This is a genomic window from Thermosynechococcus sp. PKX95 (genome assembly GCF_031583295.1).
In the GTDB taxonomy this organism is placed as follows: Bacteria; Cyanobacteriota; Cyanobacteriia; order Thermosynechococcales; family Thermosynechococcaceae; genus Thermosynechococcus.
Genome location: NZ_CP134171.1, coordinates 1,297,757 through 1,316,124 on the forward strand (window position 1 = coordinate 1,297,757; position 18,368 = coordinate 1,316,124).

Annotated in this window: 18 protein-coding genes; 14 read left to right on the forward strand and 4 right to left on the reverse strand. The window is 52.6% G+C overall.

Going from position 1 to position 18,368, the window contains the following annotated elements; genetic code table 11:
- Window position 1 precedes the first annotated feature (1 nt).
- A complete protein-coding gene (gene rplC / locus RHH81_RS06230; RefSeq protein WP_206201515.1) occupies window positions 2–640 on the reverse strand; it encodes a 50S ribosomal protein L3 in 639 nt (212 codons plus the stop codon).
- A gap of 367 nt (window positions 641–1,007) precedes the next feature.
- Here rplC and tgt point away from each other — a divergent pair, with 367 nt between their 5' ends.
- The 7 genes from tgt to RHH81_RS06265 all read left to right on the forward strand — a co-directional run bounded on the left by tgt (window position 1,008) and on the right by RHH81_RS06265 (window position 6,560).
- Window positions 1,008–2,144: a tRNA guanosine(34) transglycosylase Tgt gene (gene tgt / locus RHH81_RS06235; RefSeq protein WP_310743529.1), complete on the forward strand. Its 1,137-nt coding sequence runs from the start codon at window positions 1,008–1,010 to the stop codon at window positions 2,142–2,144.
- Window positions 2,128–2,601, forward strand: a complete 474-nt coding sequence (locus tag RHH81_RS06240) for a DUF2752 domain-containing protein (RefSeq protein WP_302676455.1) — start codon at window positions 2,128–2,130, stop codon at window positions 2,599–2,601. The genes tgt and RHH81_RS06240 overlap by 17 nt, the downstream gene beginning before the upstream one ends.
- A gap of 3 nt (window positions 2,602–2,604) precedes the next feature.
- Window positions 2,605–3,576 (forward strand): bifunctional 2-polyprenyl-6-hydroxyphenol methylase/3-demethylubiquinol 3-O-methyltransferase UbiG, encoded by a 972-nt coding sequence (locus tag RHH81_RS06245; RefSeq protein WP_149817921.1) that lies wholly within the window; start codon window positions 2,605–2,607, stop codon window positions 3,574–3,576.
- An 86-nt stretch (window positions 3,577–3,662) separates the two neighbouring features.
- A complete protein-coding gene (locus tag RHH81_RS06250) occupies window positions 3,663–4,094 on the forward strand; it encodes a BLUF domain-containing protein (RefSeq protein WP_206201518.1) in 432 nt (143 codons plus the stop codon).
- A gap of 1 nt (window position 4,095) precedes the next feature.
- Window positions 4,096–4,593, forward strand: coding sequence for a DUF177 domain-containing protein (locus tag RHH81_RS06255; protein WP_225901676.1), 498 nt, complete (start codon window positions 4,096–4,098; stop codon window positions 4,591–4,593).
- On the forward strand, window positions 4,590–6,089 hold the full coding sequence (locus RHH81_RS06260) for an AAA family ATPase (protein WP_206201519.1): 1,500 nt from the start codon (window positions 4,590–4,592) through the stop codon (window positions 6,087–6,089). The genes RHH81_RS06255 and RHH81_RS06260 overlap by 4 nt, the downstream gene beginning before the upstream one ends.
- Before the next feature lie 3 nt (window positions 6,090–6,092).
- Window positions 6,093–6,560 carry an SH3 domain-containing protein gene (locus RHH81_RS06265; protein WP_206201520.1) on the forward strand — a complete coding sequence of 156 codons (468 nt, stop codon included), beginning with the start codon at window positions 6,093–6,095 and terminating at the stop codon, window positions 6,558–6,560.
- A 3-nt stretch (window positions 6,561–6,563) separates the two neighbouring features.
- On the opposite strand, the gene RHH81_RS06270 is transcribed toward RHH81_RS06265, so the two are convergent.
- Complete coding sequence (locus tag RHH81_RS06270; protein ID WP_302676451.1) at window positions 6,564–6,998, reverse strand: hypothetical protein; 435 nt, start codon at window positions 6,996–6,998, stop codon at window positions 6,564–6,566.
- Window positions 6,999–7,013: 15 nt separating this feature from the next.
- Between RHH81_RS06270 and RHH81_RS06275 the strand changes: the two genes are divergently transcribed.
- From RHH81_RS06275 to RHH81_RS06300, 6 genes are all read left to right on the forward strand, one after another.
- Complete coding sequence (locus RHH81_RS06275; RefSeq protein WP_302676450.1) at window positions 7,014–7,139, forward strand: hypothetical protein; 126 nt, start codon at window positions 7,014–7,016, stop codon at window positions 7,137–7,139.
- 2 nt (window positions 7,140–7,141) lie between these two features.
- Window positions 7,142–8,506, forward strand: a complete 1,365-nt coding sequence (gene murD, locus RHH81_RS06280; protein WP_310453456.1) for a UDP-N-acetylmuramoyl-L-alanine--D-glutamate ligase — start codon at window positions 7,142–7,144, stop codon at window positions 8,504–8,506.
- A complete protein-coding gene (locus RHH81_RS06285; protein WP_225901677.1) occupies window positions 8,503–9,675 on the forward strand; it encodes an AI-2E family transporter in 1,173 nt (390 codons plus the stop codon). Before murD ends, RHH81_RS06285 begins: the two co-directional genes overlap by 4 nt.
- Before the next feature lie 4 nt (window positions 9,676–9,679).
- Window positions 9,680–10,357 (forward strand): hypothetical protein, encoded by a 678-nt coding sequence (locus tag RHH81_RS06290; protein ID WP_310743530.1) that lies wholly within the window; start codon window positions 9,680–9,682, stop codon window positions 10,355–10,357.
- Between the two features lie 2 nt (window positions 10,358–10,359).
- Window positions 10,360–11,160 (forward strand): DUF1838 domain-containing protein, encoded by an 801-nt coding sequence (locus RHH81_RS06295; protein ID WP_310743531.1) that lies wholly within the window; start codon window positions 10,360–10,362, stop codon window positions 11,158–11,160.
- A 303-nt stretch (window positions 11,161–11,463) separates the two neighbouring features.
- Window positions 11,464–11,616: a hypothetical protein gene (locus tag RHH81_RS06300; RefSeq protein ID WP_206201526.1), complete on the forward strand. Its 153-nt coding sequence runs from the start codon at window positions 11,464–11,466 to the stop codon at window positions 11,614–11,616.
- An 11-nt stretch (window positions 11,617–11,627) separates the two neighbouring features.
- On the opposite strand, the gene RHH81_RS06305 is transcribed toward RHH81_RS06300, so the two are convergent.
- Window positions 11,628–12,644: an aspartate-semialdehyde dehydrogenase gene (locus RHH81_RS06305; RefSeq protein WP_302679119.1), complete on the reverse strand. Its 1,017-nt coding sequence runs from the start codon at window positions 12,642–12,644 to the stop codon at window positions 11,628–11,630.
- Window positions 12,645–12,833: 189 nt separating this feature from the next.
- On the opposite strand from RHH81_RS06305, the gene RHH81_RS06310 reads away from it, so the two are divergent.
- On the forward strand, window positions 12,834–17,780 hold the full coding sequence (locus tag RHH81_RS06310) for a CHAT domain-containing protein (protein WP_310743532.1): 4,947 nt from the start codon (window positions 12,834–12,836) through the stop codon (window positions 17,778–17,780).
- Window positions 17,781–17,813: 33 nt separating this feature from the next.
- Here the strand turns inward: RHH81_RS06310 and ribH are convergent, their stop codons facing one another.
- A complete protein-coding gene (gene ribH, locus RHH81_RS06315) occupies window positions 17,814–18,350 on the reverse strand; it encodes a 6,7-dimethyl-8-ribityllumazine synthase (RefSeq protein ID WP_206201529.1) in 537 nt (178 codons plus the stop codon).
- Between the last annotated feature and the right edge of the window lie 18 nt (window positions 18,351–18,368).

Consider the following 18,368-nt stretch of genomic DNA (forward strand, 5'->3'; position numbering starts at 1 on the left):
CTTATTTGCGACCGACAACCTTGGCGGGGGTAATGCTCACCAGTGCCCCCGGTTTACCCGGTAGTGCCCCTTTGATCAGGATTAAGTTGCGCTCAGGATCAACGCGCACCACCTGCAATTTGCGAATGGTGACTGCCGTATTGCCCATGCGACCGGCCATCCGCTTGCCGGGGAAAACCCGACCTGGAGTGGTTCCTGCCCCAGTGGAACCGGGCAGACGGTGGTTTTTCGAGCCATGCGCCATTGGACCGCGCTTAAAATTGTGGCGTTTTTGATAGCCCGCAAAGCCTCGGCCAATGCTGGTGCCGTGGACATCCACAAGCTGCCCTGGACTAAAAATGTCAACAGTGATGGCCTGACCCAATTGATAGGCAGAGGCATCTTCGAGGCGAAATTCCCGCAGATGACGCATGGGGGGCGTTTGCGATTTGTTGAGGTGGCCGCGCTCGGGGCGACTCAGGTTTTTCTGCCGCACTTCGCCGTAGGCCACTTGAATGGCCGTGTAGCCGTCGGTTTGGGGGGTTTTGATTTGTGTGATCGGACACGGCCCCGCTTGTACCACCGTAATGGGGACAGATCGACCCGCCTCGTCAAAGATTTGGGTCATGCCCAACTTTGTCCCTAAAATACCAACTGTCACGATCGCGTTCCTTAAAAATACGAATCACAACAAAATAGCGAGAGGCAGCCCGTAGGCTACACCTCGGCAGATTCCTACAGTTAGGAATGGTGGATTGACCCAGCAGTTACACGGTCAAGACGATGACGCTCAAGGCGCATCCATCGTTGATCAAGGACAGGCGCAGGTAAAGATGGCAAGGCTATGATTGCAAGTTGCGAACACGCTGCCACCCCTGGATCAGTGGAACCAAGGACTTAAGGGGGTTGAGGCGATCGCGCCCACTCAGTATCCGTTTTTGGTCACAAGTTTTAATCATAGATCAGCGATTGTGGGTTTGTCTAGGCATTTGGTAACATTTTTTACGCCTTCTTGTGGATCCAGCAGCGTGTTTGAATTTGTCTGCCAGCAGGACTGTGCCCATACCCAAGCGCGGGCAGGCCTGTTTCACACCCCCCATGGCGCAGTGGCAACGCCGCGTTTTATGCCCGTGGGTACTTTAGCGAATGTGAAAACCCTCACCCCAGAACACCTCAAGGCGGCGGGCGCTCAAATGGTTTTGGCCAACACCTACCATTTGCACCTGCAACCGGGGGAAGACATTGTGGCCGCAGCGGGGGGGCTGCACCGTTTTATGGGCTGGTCAGGGCCAATTCTCACGGATTCGGGGGGGTTTCAGGTCTTTAGCCTCAGCGAAATGCGGCAAATTTCCGATCAGGGGGTGGTGTTTCGTTCACCCCACGATGGTCAAATCATTGAACTGTCACCCGAGCGGGCGATCGCCATTCAAGAGGCCTTGGGGGCAGATGTGATCATGGCCTTTGATGAGTGCCCCCCCTATCCTGCGAGCCGGCAGGCAGTGATCCAAGCGACGCAACGCACCCTGCATTGGCTAGAGCGCTGCATTTCTGCAAAGCAACGATCCGATCAAGCCCTCTTTGCCATTGTGCAGGGGGGAGTGTATGCCGATCTGCGGCGAGAATGTACTGCGGCGATGCTGCCCTATGACCTGGCGGGCTATGCCATTGGTGGCGTGAGTGTGGGGGAACCCAACAGTGCCATGCATGAAATTGTGGCGGTGACGGCTCCCCTCTTGCCTGCCCATAAGCCACGTTATTTGATGGGGGTGGGAACTCACTTAGAAATGTTGCGGGCGATCGCTGCCGGGGTCGATCTCTTTGACTGTGTGATTCCCACCCGCTTGGCCCGCCACGGCTGTGCCATTGTCCAAGGGCAGCGCTGGAACCTAAAAAATGCTCGCTTTCGCCGCGATTATGAACCCTTGGATCCCACCTGTCCCTGCTATACCTGCACCACCTTTAGCCGAGCCTACCTAAGTCATTTAGTGCGTGCCAAGGAGCTACTGGCCTACACCTTACTCTCGATTCATAATGTGACGGAACTGATTCGGTTCACCCAAGCAGCACGCCAAGCCATTTTAGAGGAGCGATTTGTGGCGTTTGCGGCAGAATGGGAGCAGCGACTGTTGGTGAATGCCGAGGAACCGGATGCTGCGCTTCTCTGATGCCGTTTTATCGAAACAGGAACGCTTGAGCCGCTGGGGCTTTTTGGGACTGACCACAGCACCTTTAGTGGGAGCGGCACTCTTTAACCATACGGGGACGCCGCCTTTTTTACTTTGTCTTTTTCGAGCAACAACGGGTATTCCCTGTCCAGGCTGCGGTCTGACCCGTTCCTTTATGGCGATCGCTCGCGGCAATGTTGAAGATGCCCTGAGAATGCATCTCTTTGGCCCTGTGCTCTTTCTCGCATTTACGGTGATGGCGGTTTTTATAGGCCTAGAGCTGAAAACTGGCCGGCGATTGCAGCACACCCCCTTTCGCTACATCAATGAACGCATTCAAAACTGGTGGTGGCTAGGGGTGATTTATCTTGGCTACTATGGTTTGCGGCTGTACAGCCTATTTCACACCGGGGAATTTTATATCAATCCCCTAAAAAACATCTTTCTGAGGAGTTAATCAATGACTATCTCCATTCATTACGTTGATCCCAAGACGAAAGCACCACTTAGAAAGGATCATACTGCGTACTATAGTGAGACGGGTTCTGTTTATCCAATTGTTAATCAGATTCCTAGATTTGTAGATTCAAGCCAAAACTACACCCAAAGTTTTGGTCTGCAATGGAATAAGTTCTCAAAAACACAAATAGATGATACAGATCAAAAACAATCTGAAACTCGATTCTTTGCAACAACAAACTGGCAGCCTGAGGAGCTTGCTGGCAAAAGTATTTTAGAAGCCGGTTCTGGTGCAGGTAGATTTACACGGGTTATCCTAGAAAAAACGTCTGCTTATCTTTGGAGTTTTGATTATTCAGAGGCGGTTGAGGCAAATTGGCAAAATAATTCTGATATTGCTGGCGGAAGATTACACCTATTTCAAGCGAGCATCTATGACATCCCTTTGCCTGAAGCCTCTTTTGATAAGGTGTTTTGTTTTGGGGTTCTACAACATACACCTGACTTTGAAGAATCTGTAAAAAATCTGATTAAATACGCAAAAATCGGTGCTGAGATTGTGGTTGATTTCTATCCGATTAAAGGTTTTTGGACAAAAATACACGCAAAATATCTTTTAAGACCCTTGACAAAAAAGATGTCACACCAAGCTCTGTTGAATTTAATTGAGAAGAATATTGATGGTTTAATTACGTTATTTGATTTTTTAGTGAAAGTTAAACTAGGCGTACTGACTCGATTTTTACCAATTGTTGATCTACGAACAATTCCTAGTACTGTGGATCAGCAAAAACGCCGTGAATGGGCAATTTTAGACACCTTTGATATGTTCTCGCCGGAGTATGACAATCCCCAAAGAATAAAAGATGTTGCTGCTATGTTTGAACGTCACGGAGCTAAGGTTACTTTTGCCGGATTTGTCAAATCAAGCGCTGGCACTAGCGCAGTGGTCAGAGGCGTTCGCGAAACTTAAAGTAAAGATCACGGGAGTCGTCTTTAGCAAGGGTCCCTTTCATGGGATATTGAAATCGGTTGTGTGCGATCGAGAACCGGAGACCCATGAGATTACATCGCTTGCTTTATCTCAGTTGTGCCACAGATGGCCTGTCCTACCCAGACCTGCGGGATATTATGGCCAAGTCAGAGGTGAACAATCTCCGCGATGGCATTACGGGAATACTGTGCTACGGCAACGGCATGTTTCTGCAAACCTTAGAGGGCGATCGCCAGAAAGTGAGTGAAACCTACGCCCGCATCCTCAAGGATCCCCGCCACCACAGCGCTGAGATTATTGAATTCAAAGCGATCGCAGAGCGCACCTTCATCAATTGGTCAATGCGTCTGGTGCAGTTGGGCGAGATGGACAGTGATAAAATTCGGTACCTGCGGTTAAAATACTCACCAGCAGCAACCTTTCAGCCCACCTCAATGACGGCTGAGCAATGTTTTCACTTCCTCAAAGAACTCTATGAAATGAGCCAAGGAACTTAGTGTGAGCGATGCCCACTGGCTAAGTATTCCCGATCTACTGCGGCTGCCCGCCCAGACCTATGAGTGGCGGGTGGATACCGGTTTTCCAGACTTGGCAACGCTAACTCCCGTGCAAGGAATGGTGACTGCCAGTCACCGCCACACCTACTTAGAAGTCAGCGCCAGTGTGCAGACAATTGTCACCCTCTCTTGCGATCGCTGTTTGCAGTACTATAACCATCGCTTGGTGTGTACCACTACGGAACTGATTTGGCTAGCGGAAACCCCAGCCAGTCAGCCCGACGATGATCTGGTGGAAACCTTGCCCGCTAACGGTCGCATTGATCTTGCGGATTGGCTCTACCAGCAACTCTGCCTTGCCCTGCCCTACCCCCAATACTGTGACCCCAATTGTGGCGGTATTCACCCCCCTGTCCCTGCGGACCCCCCCATTGATCACCGCTGGGCAATGCTTGCGCAACTACAATCGGTTCTGGAGCGTTCGGAACCATCGCCGTGAGTGCTCAGTCTGACCTTGAACTGTTGCTGCGGGCACGCTATCCCCTGTTGTATGTGGCCACAACAGAGGAAGAACGCCTTGAGGCAACACTGCACACAATTAGCGATCGCCTGAATCAGCGCCCCATCTACATTTGGGATTTTGTGGAGGGGTATCAGGGCAATCCCAATGATCTGGGGGTCGCCAAGCGCAATCCCCTCAGTGCCCTTGAATTCGTCGAAAGACTGCCGCGACCGGCAGCGGCCATGATTCTGCTGCGGGATTTTCACCGCTTTATTGAGGACGTGGCCGTCTCCCGCAAACTGCGCAACTTGGCGCGGCAGCTCAAGTCCCAGCCCAAAAACCTGATCCTACTGGCTCCGACGGTGCAGTTGCCCCCGGAACTGCGGGATGTGATTACCGTTGTGGAGTTCCCTTTGCCCCAACGGGAGGAAATTCGCCTTGAACTGGTGAAGCTCTGTCAAAGCCTCGGCAACATTCCCGCAGAACCCATTCTCGATGAGTTGATCCGCGCCTGTCAGGGCTTGACCCTAGAGCGGATTCGCCGCGTCATTGGTCGGATCATTGCCCTCCACGGTGCGCTGGACGGCAGCCATGTGGATCTGGTCTTGGAGGAAAAGCGGCAGATCCTGCGGCAAACCCAAATTCTCGAGTTTTACCCCACCCAAGAAACCATTGCCGACATTGGTGGTCTTGATAACCTCAAGGAGTGGTTGCTGCGGCGCGGCGGTGCTTTTTCCGAGCGGGCACGGCGCTATGGGCTGCCCTATCCGCGGGGGGTGCTGCTAGTGGGAATTCAGGGCACCGGTAAATCCCTAGTGGCAAAGGCGATCGCCCACCAATGGCACTTGCCGCTGTTGCGATTGGATGTGGGGCGACTCTTTGGCGGCCTCGTGGGGGAATCCGAAGCACGTACCCGCGAGATGATTCAAATTGCTGAAGCCCTAGCCCCCTGCGTCCTCTGGATTGATGAGATGGATAAAGCCTTTGCGGGCATTGATGGCCGAGGGGATGGCGGTACCAGTAGCCGTGTTTTTGGCACGATTATCACTTGGCTAGCGGAGAAAACCTCTGCTGTTTTTGTTGTGGCCACTGCCAACAATGTGCAGGTCTTGCCCCCGGAACTGCTGCGTAAGGGTCGCTTTGATGAAATCTTTTTTGTCGGACTACCCAATGTGGATGAGCGGCGAGCGATTTTTGAAGTGCACCTCAGTCGTGTGCGGCGCGATCGCCTGCAAAACTATGATTTAGAGCGGTTGGCCTACGAAACCATTGACTTTTCTGGGGCTGAAATTGAGCAGTGTATCATTGAGGCAATGCACCTTGCCTTTAGCCAAGACCGCGACTTTACCACCGAAGATCTGCTGCACGCGGCCAGTGAGATTATCCCCTTGGCACGCACCGCCCGTGAGCAAGTGCACCAATTACAAGAATGGGCGGCCTCCGGGCGGGCACGGTTTGCCTCACGAATCCTGTCTCCCCCCACAGGGCGTTAGATCATGAAACCAGTGGTGCGTGTGCTGCAATGGCTCCTAGGAACCTTTTTGGGTTTAGGTCTGATTACCCTTGTGGCCGCTGCTATCATTACACCCCTTGTCTTTAACTTGCTCTGGCCACCCCCCCGCCCCGAGGTCGAAGCACAAAATTCACCACCGCCTACGCCACCAGAGTCGTCACCGAATTCCCCCTCACCCCCTCCTGAACCAACCCCGACCCCCTCACCGCAGCCAAACTCTGAAGGGCGGGTGATCTATGGCGATGGTTTACGGTTGCGCGATCGCCCCAGTCGCGAGGCAAATGCTCTGGGGGGTGTGGCCTTTGATGAAGTGGTGACGATCCTAGAGCGCAGTGAGGATGGGGAATGGCTGAAGATTCGCACCGCCAACAATCTTGAAGGCTGGGTACTGGCCTTTGGTGTGCAGGAAACAACAGCTCAATCTCCCACCTCCAGTGAGACGCCCCAGTAGGCGCTATTGGGAAAATTCCTGCATTTGCTGAAACGAACGGTACTCACGATCGCCACTCAGCCATTCCACGAGCGTGATTTTCACCCGCCCCCCCGCATTGGGAGTTGCCAGAAACTCCGCCTCCCCTTCGCTATTAATCACGCGATTGCGCAACTGGGTGGCGCCAGCTTCGAGCAACCGTTGACTGACTGGATCGTAGATTTCATAGTAAATCTGGACATTGCGCGCTGGTGTAGCCGTTTCATTGCGCACGCGCCCCGTCAGGCGGTGGTACCAGACACCCGCAATATTCTCGCTCTGCAATTGGACATCGGTGACGCGCACCACTTTGGGTGCTTCGCGACGGCGGGCGATCGCGGGCTTGCCTTCAAAAGACAAGAACCCGACACTAGTCGTCAACAGCAGACCGCAGAGCCAAATTGTGCGTAAGCTAGGCATTGTTCTCTACCCGGTGTGACAATAATAGAGTCTAAGACGCAACATTTAGCGGGAGCGATCGGCCTCATTGGCCTTGAGGATACCACCTTAGTGACCGCTGCCCCGAGTCTGTACCTGCTGGATTGGATTCACCCCACTTAACTATGCCAACTGTTCATGTGATTGGTCTTGGTCGCTCTGGCATCGCCGCTGCCCGTTTACTGAAACGTCAAGGCTGGCAAGTGGAGGTGAGTGATAGTCGTCAAACCCCTGCCCTACAATCGCAGCAGCAACTCCTAGAAGCCGAAGGCATTGCTGTTCAACTCAACTACGACTTTGATTTACAAACCCTCGCCAGTGTGGGTCTGCGTGTCCCAGCGGAAATTGTCATTAGTCCCGGTGTCCCTTGGCAGTCTCCTGCTCTGATTGCCGCTCGCCAAGCGGGCATCCCCGTTCGGGGGGAAGTGGAAATTGCTTGGCAGACCCTCGCCCATCTGCCGTGGGTATGTATTACGGGCACCAATGGCAAAACAACCACCACCGCACTCACTGCCGCCATTTTTCAAGCAGCGGGGTACAATGCTCCCGCCTGTGGCAATATCGGCAATAGTATTTGCGAAGTGGCTTTGACCGCTAGCGCCCTTGATTGGGTGATTGCTGAGATCAGTAGCTATCAATTAGAGTCTAGCCCCCCCCTGCAACCCCAATTTGCCCTTTGGACAACCCTCACACCAGATCACTTGGAACGCCACGGCACCCTCGACGTTTATGTCGAAACCAAAGCTCACCTCATGAATGGTGCGAAACAGGCGATCCTCAATGGGGATGATCCCTACCTGCGTCAGCACATGGTGAATCGTTGGCCGCAAGCTTGGTGGATCAGTACCCAAGGGGCGGCAGCCCTACCCAAGGGGATTGAACAGGGCATCTATATTGCTAAGGATCAAGTGTGGTTTCAAGATCAACCCCTGCTGCCCACCCATGTCCTGCAAATGCCGGGTCAACACAATCAGCAAAACTTTCTTCTAGCCGTGGCAACGGCTCATTTAGCCGGTATTCCTGCCGAAACAATTGCCAAAGCGGTGGCAGGGTTTGCCGGTGTGCCCCATCGTCTAGAGCGGATTCGCCAATGGCGACAGGTGGAGTGGATCAACGACAGTAAGGCCACCAATTATGACGCCGCCGAAATTGGGCTGCGTTCTGTGACAGGGCCAGTGATTCTCATTGCCGGTGGACAGGCCAAAAAGGGGGACGATCGCGCTTGGCTCAAGCTGATTCAGGAGAAAGCCGCTTGGGTGCTCTTAATTGGTGAAGCAGCACCGCAGTTTGCGCAGCGCTTAGAAGCCACGGGCTTTACAAATTATGAGATCATGGAGACACTGGATCGGGCGGTGGCGGCGGCTGCTGAACTGGTGACCCAGTACCCGATCAAAACCGTTCTCTTTTCCCCTGCCTGTGCCAGCTTTGACCAGTACCAGAATTTTGAAGAACGTGGTGATCACTTTCGTCAACTGTGCTTAGAGCTATGAGCCAATCTGCGGCCTCGGGTCACTGGTGGAATCGCCTCTCCATTGCCAGTCGGTTTCTGATTATTGGCTTGGCAGGGCCTATCCTGACGCTGAATTTCTGGGCCTTTGCGACCATTCTCAAGTTTTTTGGGCCGCTGGTGGCGGTTCTGGTGCTGGCTTCCCTGTTTGCCTTTTTGCTGAACTATCCGGTGCGCTGGATGGAGGAGCAGGGAAATCCGCGAGGCCCCTCAGCCATTTTCGTCTTTCTGCTGGCCTTGGTACTGATTGCCATTATTGGCTTGGTGGTGGTACCCAATGTCTTTAATCAGGCACAACAGCTCATTGCCCGCTTGCCCGAATGGTTTAACTCCAGCCAACGGCGACTCTTGGAATTTGGCCAGTGGGTGGACTCCCTCAACCTGCCGGTAACGGTGGATGTGGATGCTCTTGCCAACCAACTCTTGGAAAAACTCAAGGATCAACTCCAAAGCTTGGCCCGTGAGGCTTTGAATTTAATCTTGGGCACCCTCAGCAGTGCGGTGGATGTGCTCATTAATCTGATTTTGACCGTTGTGCTCACGTTTTATTTGCTGCAGCATGGGGATGAATTGTGGGATGGCCTCCTCAGTTGGTTGCCAGATACGCTCCGCCCCACGGTTTCAGAAACGATACGCCGCAGTTTTGAGAGTTATTTCATTGGTCAGTTGGTGCTGGGGCTGTGCATGGGGATTGGCTTGACGACGATTTTCATTTTCCTCAAGGTGCCCTATGGACTGCTCTTTGGTGTCATTATTGGCGTGATGGCCTTGGTGCCCTTTGGCGGTACGGTGGGGATTATTTCAATTAGTTTGCTCGTCGCCCTTCAGGATGTGTGGTTGTCCCTCAAGGTGGCGGGATTTGCGTTTCTCTATCAGCAGTTTTTGGAGAATGTGGTTGCCCCTCGGATCATCGGTAGCTTTACGGGCTTAAATCCAGTCTGGGTTTTCTTGGCGATCCTGACTGGGGCTAGGGCTTCGGGGTTAGTCGGGGTTCTCATTGCGGTTCCGATCGCGGTAGTGATTAAAACGTTCTTGGTGAGTGTGCGATCGCGCCTCAATGCCGAGGATGTGGAGGAGACGGTCGCGTTGCCCAATAATCCACCCCCCTTGCCCCCTGTCTCTTCGTCAATGAAACCATCCTCAGTGGAGTAGAACGATGCTACGTGCCCTTCAACCCGGAGTTCTCACCTCCCTTGTGCTGATCAGTACCACAGCTGCCATTACCCTAGTCACGGCTTTTATTGGCTACCACCTAGGGCGAGAGTCATTGCGCGGTGTGTCCCAACCCGTCGTGAATCCGATTCTGGGCAGTGCCGTGAATGCCAATGATCAAACCCAAGGGGAGCGATCGCCCATTCTTGACGAGGCACAGATCATTGCCCAAACCAAAGCCCGCATTGCCGAAATGACTGAAGGTGCCAGCGATCGCGAGATTGTGCCTGCCCCCACCACTGCCAATGACCCCCCAGCAGCGGAACCGGCGACGAGTCGGACACTGCCCATCGTTGCTGAGGATAAGGGGGTGCGTCTAGAAATTAGCCGTGTGGATACCATTGGCCAAGATTTAGCCCTGCACGTCAGCTTGAAAAACGACAGTAGCCAAGGGGTGCAGTTTATCTACACCTTTCTTGAAATCAAAAATGATAAAGGTACCCTTTTGAGTGCCCTCACCGAAGGCCTACCCACGGAATTACCCCCCGGTAGTGATCTGGTCAAAGGCACAATTTTGATTCCCAAAAGCCTCCTTGACAATGCAAAAACCTTGACCCTGCGCCTTGCCAGCTATCCGAATCAGGATGTGCAATTGCAGGCTGCCCATATTCCTGTGGAGTAGCCATGCCCGCCGCTGAATTTGTTCAAAAATGGTTGAGTGCTCGCGATTGGGTGCGGGTACGGGCAGATTTGACGGGCAAGACCACGTTTATCGCGTGGCAGGGAGCGGTGTATAGTTTTGTTCCCCAAGAGCGTCGCCGTCACCTCTTCAACATTGTTGGCATGAGTGCCGCTCGCTGTTTGCCCCATCCCGAGGGCGGGTGGTATTTTCTCTCCCGTGAATTGACGTTTTATCTGGATCCAGAAAAGCAATCCCTGTGCGATCGCTGGCACAATCCTTGGACAGAGGACGTGGTTCCCGTGATTCCCGTTGCTAATGATCCCGTGCAGGGGCTATTTTGCCGTGAGGTGCCTGCCCAAGTCAGTGAGCGAACCACTACGTTTCAGTTTGATCTATTTCCCTACTATGACAATCCCCTTGCGGGTGAGGAACGGTTTCAGGCCTACAGCCCCCAGCCGATCTACCAAGCGGCAGAACTCTTTAAGCTAACGGTGGCCACCGCCGATTTACAACAAGATACGGAGACGATTGCCGATGTCCATTTGTGTTGGAGTCGGATTGGGCCTTGGTTGCCTTGGATGAAGATGGGCGATCGCCCCGGTTATCTCATCTACAGTGCGACTGGCTGCAAAGCCCTGACCGTCGAAGACTTGCCCTCCCTCCTACAAGACCAATTAGAGCGACTGCCCCAATACCGTGAAGCCCCCACTGAATACCGCGAGGGTGCTGATATGACCTCTTGGCTGTATTTTCAGGAGCACTTTGAAGCCTATTTGGAGGGTGCACTGTTTCCAGTGACTTGATGAATACCAACCTGTCCCTATTCCCGTGGGGGCAGGCTAAAAAGCGGCAACTCGGTAAACTGTGGTTCTACAGGACGGGGTGAACGGGGGGTTGTTGGCGGAGCATGCGTTGACTGGGAATTTCGACGCGAAAGTGATCTCCCTCCAGAGAAATGGGAGCGCCAAAATTGCTCGCTGGCTTACTCATTGGGGATGCTACTGATACACGTCGTCGTGGGAGAGATTCAACTCTAGCTCTTTGGTAGTCTGCCCGACACCCTTGAGGACGAATGGATTGACAACATCGAGGAACTCGCAGACCTCATGGACAAGTACCTCCACCTACGCCAAGAAGCCCGCAATGCTTTTGAATTGCGCTATGAACGCCATGTCAGCGACGATCCCGATCAGTGGCGCAACTGTGCGCGGGTATTGGCACGGCAGGACATTCTCAATGTACTCAGTCAACCGTGGTAAGCTCTTTGGGCTTAGAGGAGTCCTTGGGCAATCAGAGATTCAGCAATTTGCACCGCATTCAAGGCTGCCCCCTTGCGAATTTGATCGCCACACAGCCACAGTTCAAGGGCATTGGGTTGAGAAATATCTTGGCGCAGCCGCCCCACTAGCACTGGGTCTTTACCTGTGGCCTCTAGGGGCATGGGGAAATAATTGCGCTGCCAATCTTCAACAAACTGGACGCCTGCGGCCTGTTGCAGGCGATCGCGCGCCTCTTGCAGCGGAAAAGGCTCAAAGAACTCAACATTCAACGCTTCCGAATGGGCACGCAGCACAGGGACGCGCACACAGGTCGCCGTTAGCCGCAACTCTGGGGCATGGAAAATTTTGCGGGTCTCATTGACCATCTTCATCTCCTCTTGGCAGTAGCCCTGCTCATTGAGGGGAGAATTGTGGGGAAAGAGGTTAAAGGCCAAGGGATAGGGAAAGGCCTCTGTGCGTGGTGGTTGCCCCTTGAGAATATCGAGGGCTTGATCCTTGAGTTCTTGCATGGCCTTTGCCCCCGCCCCACTGGCAGACTGATAGGTGGCCGCTACAATTCGCCGAATCGGTCGCACCTGATGCAAGGGCCATAGCGCAACCGTCATCAAAATCGTTGTGCAGTTGGGATTGGCAATGATGCCTTGGTGGGTTTTTAGATCTTCAGGGTTGACTTCGGGCACCACTAAGGGGACGTTGGGATCCATGCGATAGGCACTGGAATTATCAATGGCGATCGCTCCTTCCTGAACCGCAATTGGTAGCCACTGCCGTGACACACTTGCCCCCGCCGAAGCCAAAATCAAATCCAGTCCCTTGAGGGTCTCCTCACTCACCGCCTGCACAGGCAGCACTGTTTCCCCAAAGGAGAGGGTTTGACCAGCGGAGCGGGGCGAAGCCAACAGACGTAACTCTGCCACTGGAAACGAGCGTTCCGCCAAAATGGCCAAAATTTCCGTGCCAACGGCACCTGTCGCTCCTAAAATGCCAACCCGTAATCCCTGTGCCAACGTTATTACTCCTAGGAAGATAAGCTCATTTTACGATCGTCGGGGATTGAGAAATTAAGAAAGCGTAGCATTTTGGAAATTTTACTGCCATATCTATAATGGCTATAGCCAATTTCCACCACAGCCTCTGCACTCCCCCACAAGAGTCGCCAGCGGCAGGACTCGATAAATCATCTGGAGGCTGGGATCATGAAAACTCTCCAACAGTACCTATTTTCCATCACCTTAGTCTTTTGGGGACTGTTGAGTGGCAACGTTTACAGCCAAATTACCCCAGCCACCAATGGCACTGGAACCACCGTCATCCAAAATGGTCAACAGATTGATATTGGTGGTGGCCGCCTATCGGGGAATGGTCAGAATCTCTTTCACCTCTTCCACAACTTCAATGTCGGTAACGGCCAAGTTGCCAACTTTCTCTCTAATCCGCAAATTCGCAACATTCTCGCGGGCGTCAATGGTGGCAACGCCAGTTACATCAATGGCTTGATTCAAATTACGGGTGGCAACAGTAACCTTTATCTGCTCAACCCTGCGGGAATTGTCTTTGGCCCCAATGCCCGTTTGAATCTCCCCGCTGCCTTCCATGCTTCTACCGCTCAACGGGTGCTGTTTGAGGGAGGGATCTTTGATGTCAATGGCCAGAATCTTTATCAATCCCTCAATGGTCAGCCCACAGGTTTTGAATTTCTGAGTAAAGGCCTCATCATCAATGAAGGTGAGCTGAGGGTGGGTCGTGGTCAAACCCTCAGCCTGATGGCGCACCAAGTGATCAATACGGGTACACTCGCAGCCCCCGCAGGAAATATCCACATTGCGGCTGTACCTGAAACAGGAATGGTGCGCGTCTCCCAAGAGGGAATGCTGCTCAGTCTTGAGATTCCTCAAGAGCGACTACCGACTGGGGGAGCGATCGCTGCCGTGGACTTACCCAGCTTACTCACTGGCAATGGTTCACAACCTGTCAACAGCGTCATTCAAAATCCCGACGGCACAATTCGCCTTGTCCATGACCCCAACAAAATTCCCACCACAACGAACACCGCCGTCATCAGTGGCAGCCTTTCCGTCGCCAATCCCATCGGTATGGGTGGCCAAATCACGATCACTGGTCAAAATATCGCCCTCATCAATGCCAACTTAACCGCCTCTGGTCAACTCGGGGGTGGCACGATTCTCTTGGGGGGCGATTACCTAGGGGGCACCACTGGCACTAACCGCTTGCATAGCAGTTTCAATGCCCAGAATCTCTTTATCAACAGCGGCAGTGTGATTGCAGCGGATGCCTTCAATCAAGGCAATGGTGGCACTGTCATTGCATGGGCAGACAACAGCACGCAATTTGCCGGCACGATCAGCGCACGCGGCGGGCAACTTAGCGGTAATGGCGGCTTTGTGGAAACCTCTGGGCGAGAATTACTCAGCGTTCGGGGAACAGTAGATGCCAGTGCAGTCAAGGGTCAGCCCGGTACATGGCTCCTTGATCCACGAAATGTCACCATTTCTAACTCCCCTACGAGTGGCGGGAGTTTCTCTGGGAGCAATCCTGATGTCTTTACCCCCACCACTGATGATGCTTTTGTTGTGAATACTGCCATTGAAGCTGCCCTGAATCTCGGCACTAGCGTCATCATCACAACTGGTGATACTGGAACCCAAGCAGGGGATATTTCTGTACTTGCCTCGATTACCAAAATAGGCGGCGGCGATGCCTCCCTAACCTTGCAAGCTGCAAATAACATTCTTGTTGCCGATGACATTCGCTCAGAAGAAGGCCGACTGAATATCATTCTCCATGCCGATGCCGATAACAGTGGTGCAGGAGCAATTAGATTAGACTCAGTTACACTCATTACCAATGGTGGCAATATTATTTTGGGGGGTGGCTCTAATCCCTTCACCAGTCCAGCGATCGGTGTCAGCACTGCTGGGGTTAATATCGGAAACTCTACTCTCAATGCAGGTGGCGGCCATATTAGGATTCATGGCAGCGGTGCAACAACTAATGGCCAAGAAGGGGTGCTGATCGGTGGGAGTTCAATCCTCACCTCAGGGTCTGGAGAGATCACCATTCTAGGGACAGGTAGTTCTAGTGTTTATAGCCCTGTGGATGGTATCTCGATTCAAAACTCCTCCATCAGCGCCGAAGCTGGCAATCTGACCTTAACGGGTACTGGGGGCAACGTCTCCGAAGGAGTTTCCAACGTTGGCATCCATCTTGAAGAGTCAGGAATTCGAACCACGACTGGAAATATTACCCTGACGGGTACTGGTGGTACGGGCTTTGCCTTCAACCAAGGAGGTATTCTGAGTCGCTTCACAAGTATTACCAGTCAAAGTGGTGACATTATCCTGAGAGGTACAGGGGGTGAATTCGGTGCTGGTCTTGGCTTTAAGGCAGCAACTGACACAGAGTACTCTGCTGAGGTCAGAACGGCTGGAAATGGGAAGATTCTCATCGAAGGTCGCGCCACTGACGGCAATCCTGGTCTGGTCATGGAAGTCTCTGACGCCCCCCTGACATTAGCTGTTCAAGATGGCATGCTCACATTAGCAGCTCAGGGGGGGATTGAAGTCTTGGGTGATCTTCTAGATATCCATAGTGCCGGGGCAGGCCGCCTTGTCTTTCAACCGATTGATGCGCATACTCCCGTCGGCATTGGCGATGGTGCAACGGGTAACTTAATCATTGATCAGTCTCTCCTCAACCAAATCACGGGTGGATTTTCTTTGGTGACCATTGGTCACCCTAATGGTACTGGTCTCATTGATGTTCGTCCCTTCAGCCTCAACTACAATCTTGCGCTGCAAACCCCCGGCGTAAGTTCCCTAGGTATTCAGTTCAATGGCTCTGGCACGACGAATCTCAATGGTCGCAATCTCACACTCAATAGCGGTGGCGGCGTTACTCAGGGCAGCCATGTCATTTCTGCGGGAACGCTGCAACTTCTTGGACAGGGGACTTTCACCCTCAACAATGTCAACAATAGGTTTCAAACACTCTCAGGCAATGTCAGTGGAAATGTGAACTTGAGTAATCAAGGTGCCCTAGGTATCGTTAGTTTCAACAATGGTGTCAATGGCCTCACCACTGGCATCAATACCAACGGCAATACCCTAATCCTCAGCTTAAACAGTGGGAACCTAACGCAAAGTGCACCGATTCGAGCAGGCAACTTGGGTTTAACTTTACAAAATGGCAGTGCAATCCTAACCAACCCCAATAACCAAGTGGGGATCCTAGCTGCTGAGCTGAACAGTGCGAGTGATTTGCAATTTGTCAATAACAGTACCCTTACCGTTGGCAGTGTTAACCCAACAGGCATTACAGGGCGCAACATTTTCCTACAAACACTAACAGGCGATATTGTTCTCAATGCGCCAATTTCTGCCGTTGGGACTGGGGATGCGATTGTCCTTGCTGCCGAAAATAACTTTATTAACAACTATGGCTCTAGTGTCTTTAGTACCCCCAATGGTCGCTGGCTAGTTTATTCGACTGACCCGAATCTCAATATCAACGGCGGACTCACAGGTTCAGAGCAATTCAACACCACCTATCCTGAGCTTGCCCTATTTTCTGGTTCTGGGTTTCTCTATCGGGTTTCTCAAGCACCGCCAACTCCACCCACGGAGCCATCCACACCGCCAACACCGCCAACTCCACCCACGGAGCCGTCCACACCACCAACACCTCCAGAACCCCAAACTCAAGAGAATCTGGGTCGGATTTTATTGGGAGAGGAGATACAAGGCACTCAACTGCCCCAGAATACCGCTCAAGTCATTTACTTCCCCGGAGTTGAGATCATTCGTCAGCAAATCAGTACTGCTTTTGATCAGGGAGACTACAACAGTGCGATCAAACTGCTTCAGCAGCTTTATTCCTTTGAGTTTAGTGAGTACTTTGATGAATTTTTCAGCACTCCTAGTCAAGAGGGACTACAGTTCCTTGACATTGAGCAAATCAAGGAATTATTGGGGCGTATGGCTGAAGAAACAGGTCAAAAACCTGCCCTGAGCTATGTCTTTTGGCGACCTGAACAGTTGGATATTCTCATCATCACACCGGAAGGGGAACCCATTTACCAACCCCTTCGAGTGCCCCAAGAAGCAGTGCGCCGTGTCATTGCTGCTTTTAATCGTGAGGTGCGAGACCCAACGAAAACCAATAGTGAATCCTATCTACCCTTTGCGCAGCAGCTCTACCAATGGATCATGGGCGGCATTGATGCTGAATTGCAAAATCGAGGCATTAATACACTGGTTTTTGCCCTTGATCAGGGGTTGCGGAGTGTGCCGATCGCTGCTCTGCACACGGGGTCAAATCTTATTTCCTCGACGGTCAGCGATAGTCCAATCGGTCGTCGTAATGGTCAGTTTCTAGTGGAACGCTATAATCTGGGTCTCATTCCCAGTATCAACTTGGTGGATACCCGCTACCAGCCGTTGCAAAATGCTTCTGTACTGGCAATGGGTGCCTCTCAGTTCACAAAGCAAAGTCCTTTGCCAGCGGTTCCCATCGAGCTGCAAACCATTACGCAACTGGTAGGACGAGGGCAAGTATTCCTCAATGAAGCTTTTACGGTCTCAAACTTGCAAACCCAGCGGCGGCGCAGTCTCTACCCTATCCTACACTTAGCGACCCATGGTGAATTTAATGCGGGTAAGCCACAAAATTCCTATATTCAGTTTTGGGATAGCCAGCTTTCAATGGCTCAAGTGCGGCAGTTGCACTTATTCCGGCCACCCACAGAGCTAATGACGCTGAGTGCCTGTCGTACAGCGGTAGGAGATACCAATGCAGAACTTGGGTTTGCTGGACTGTCACTCCAAGCGGGTGTAAAGAGTTCCGTTGCTAGCCTTTGGTATGTCAGTGATGAAGGGACACTGGCTTTGATGACGGCATTTTATGGACAGTTGAGAACTGCTCCGATTAAAGCAGAGGCCTTGCGACAGGCGCAGCTTGCCCTGATCCATCAGCAGGTTGTGATTGAAGAGAATCACCTGCGCAGTGCTGGGGTGCGGGGAGGGCTTTCAATTCCTTTGCCCCAAGAAGTTCAAACTGGGGGTGGGCGTCAACTTTCCCATCCCTATTTTTGGGCAGGATTTACGATGATTGGCAGCCCTTGGTAGCCCTAGGAAGCAATTTCTGCTTCACCATTTGGATTACCCATCAGCGAGAACGGGGGTACTGGGGCTGAGTTTGGCTGTGGGTGGATTGATGCTGCTGGGCAGGGTTTGCATCAGGTTTGCCATTTCGAGGGCATTGAGGGCATATTCCCAACCTTTATTGCTTTTAATGCCAGCGCGCTCAAGGGCCTGTTGCATCGTGTCGGTGGTAAGAATGCCGTAGATAATGGGCACACCCGTTTGCATAGAGGCCGTGGCAATGCCTTTGGTGACTTCAGCAGCCACATAGTCAAAGTGGGGGGTTTGGCCACGGATGACTGCCCCGAGACAAATAATGGCAGCATAGCGACGACTGGCTGCCAGTTGAGCCGCCACAAGGGGAATTTCAAAGCTACCGGGAACCCAGGCGTAGTCCACCTGAGAACCATGGGGATTGGGATCAACACCATGGCGGCGCAGACAATCTTGGCAGCCCTCTAGCAGCTTGGTGGTAACCAAGTCATTGAAGCGGGAAATCACAATCCCAAAGCGAGGCGTTCCCAGAACGTGATAGGTGCCTTCAAAAACAGCCATAGGTGGAGGTGCCAAATC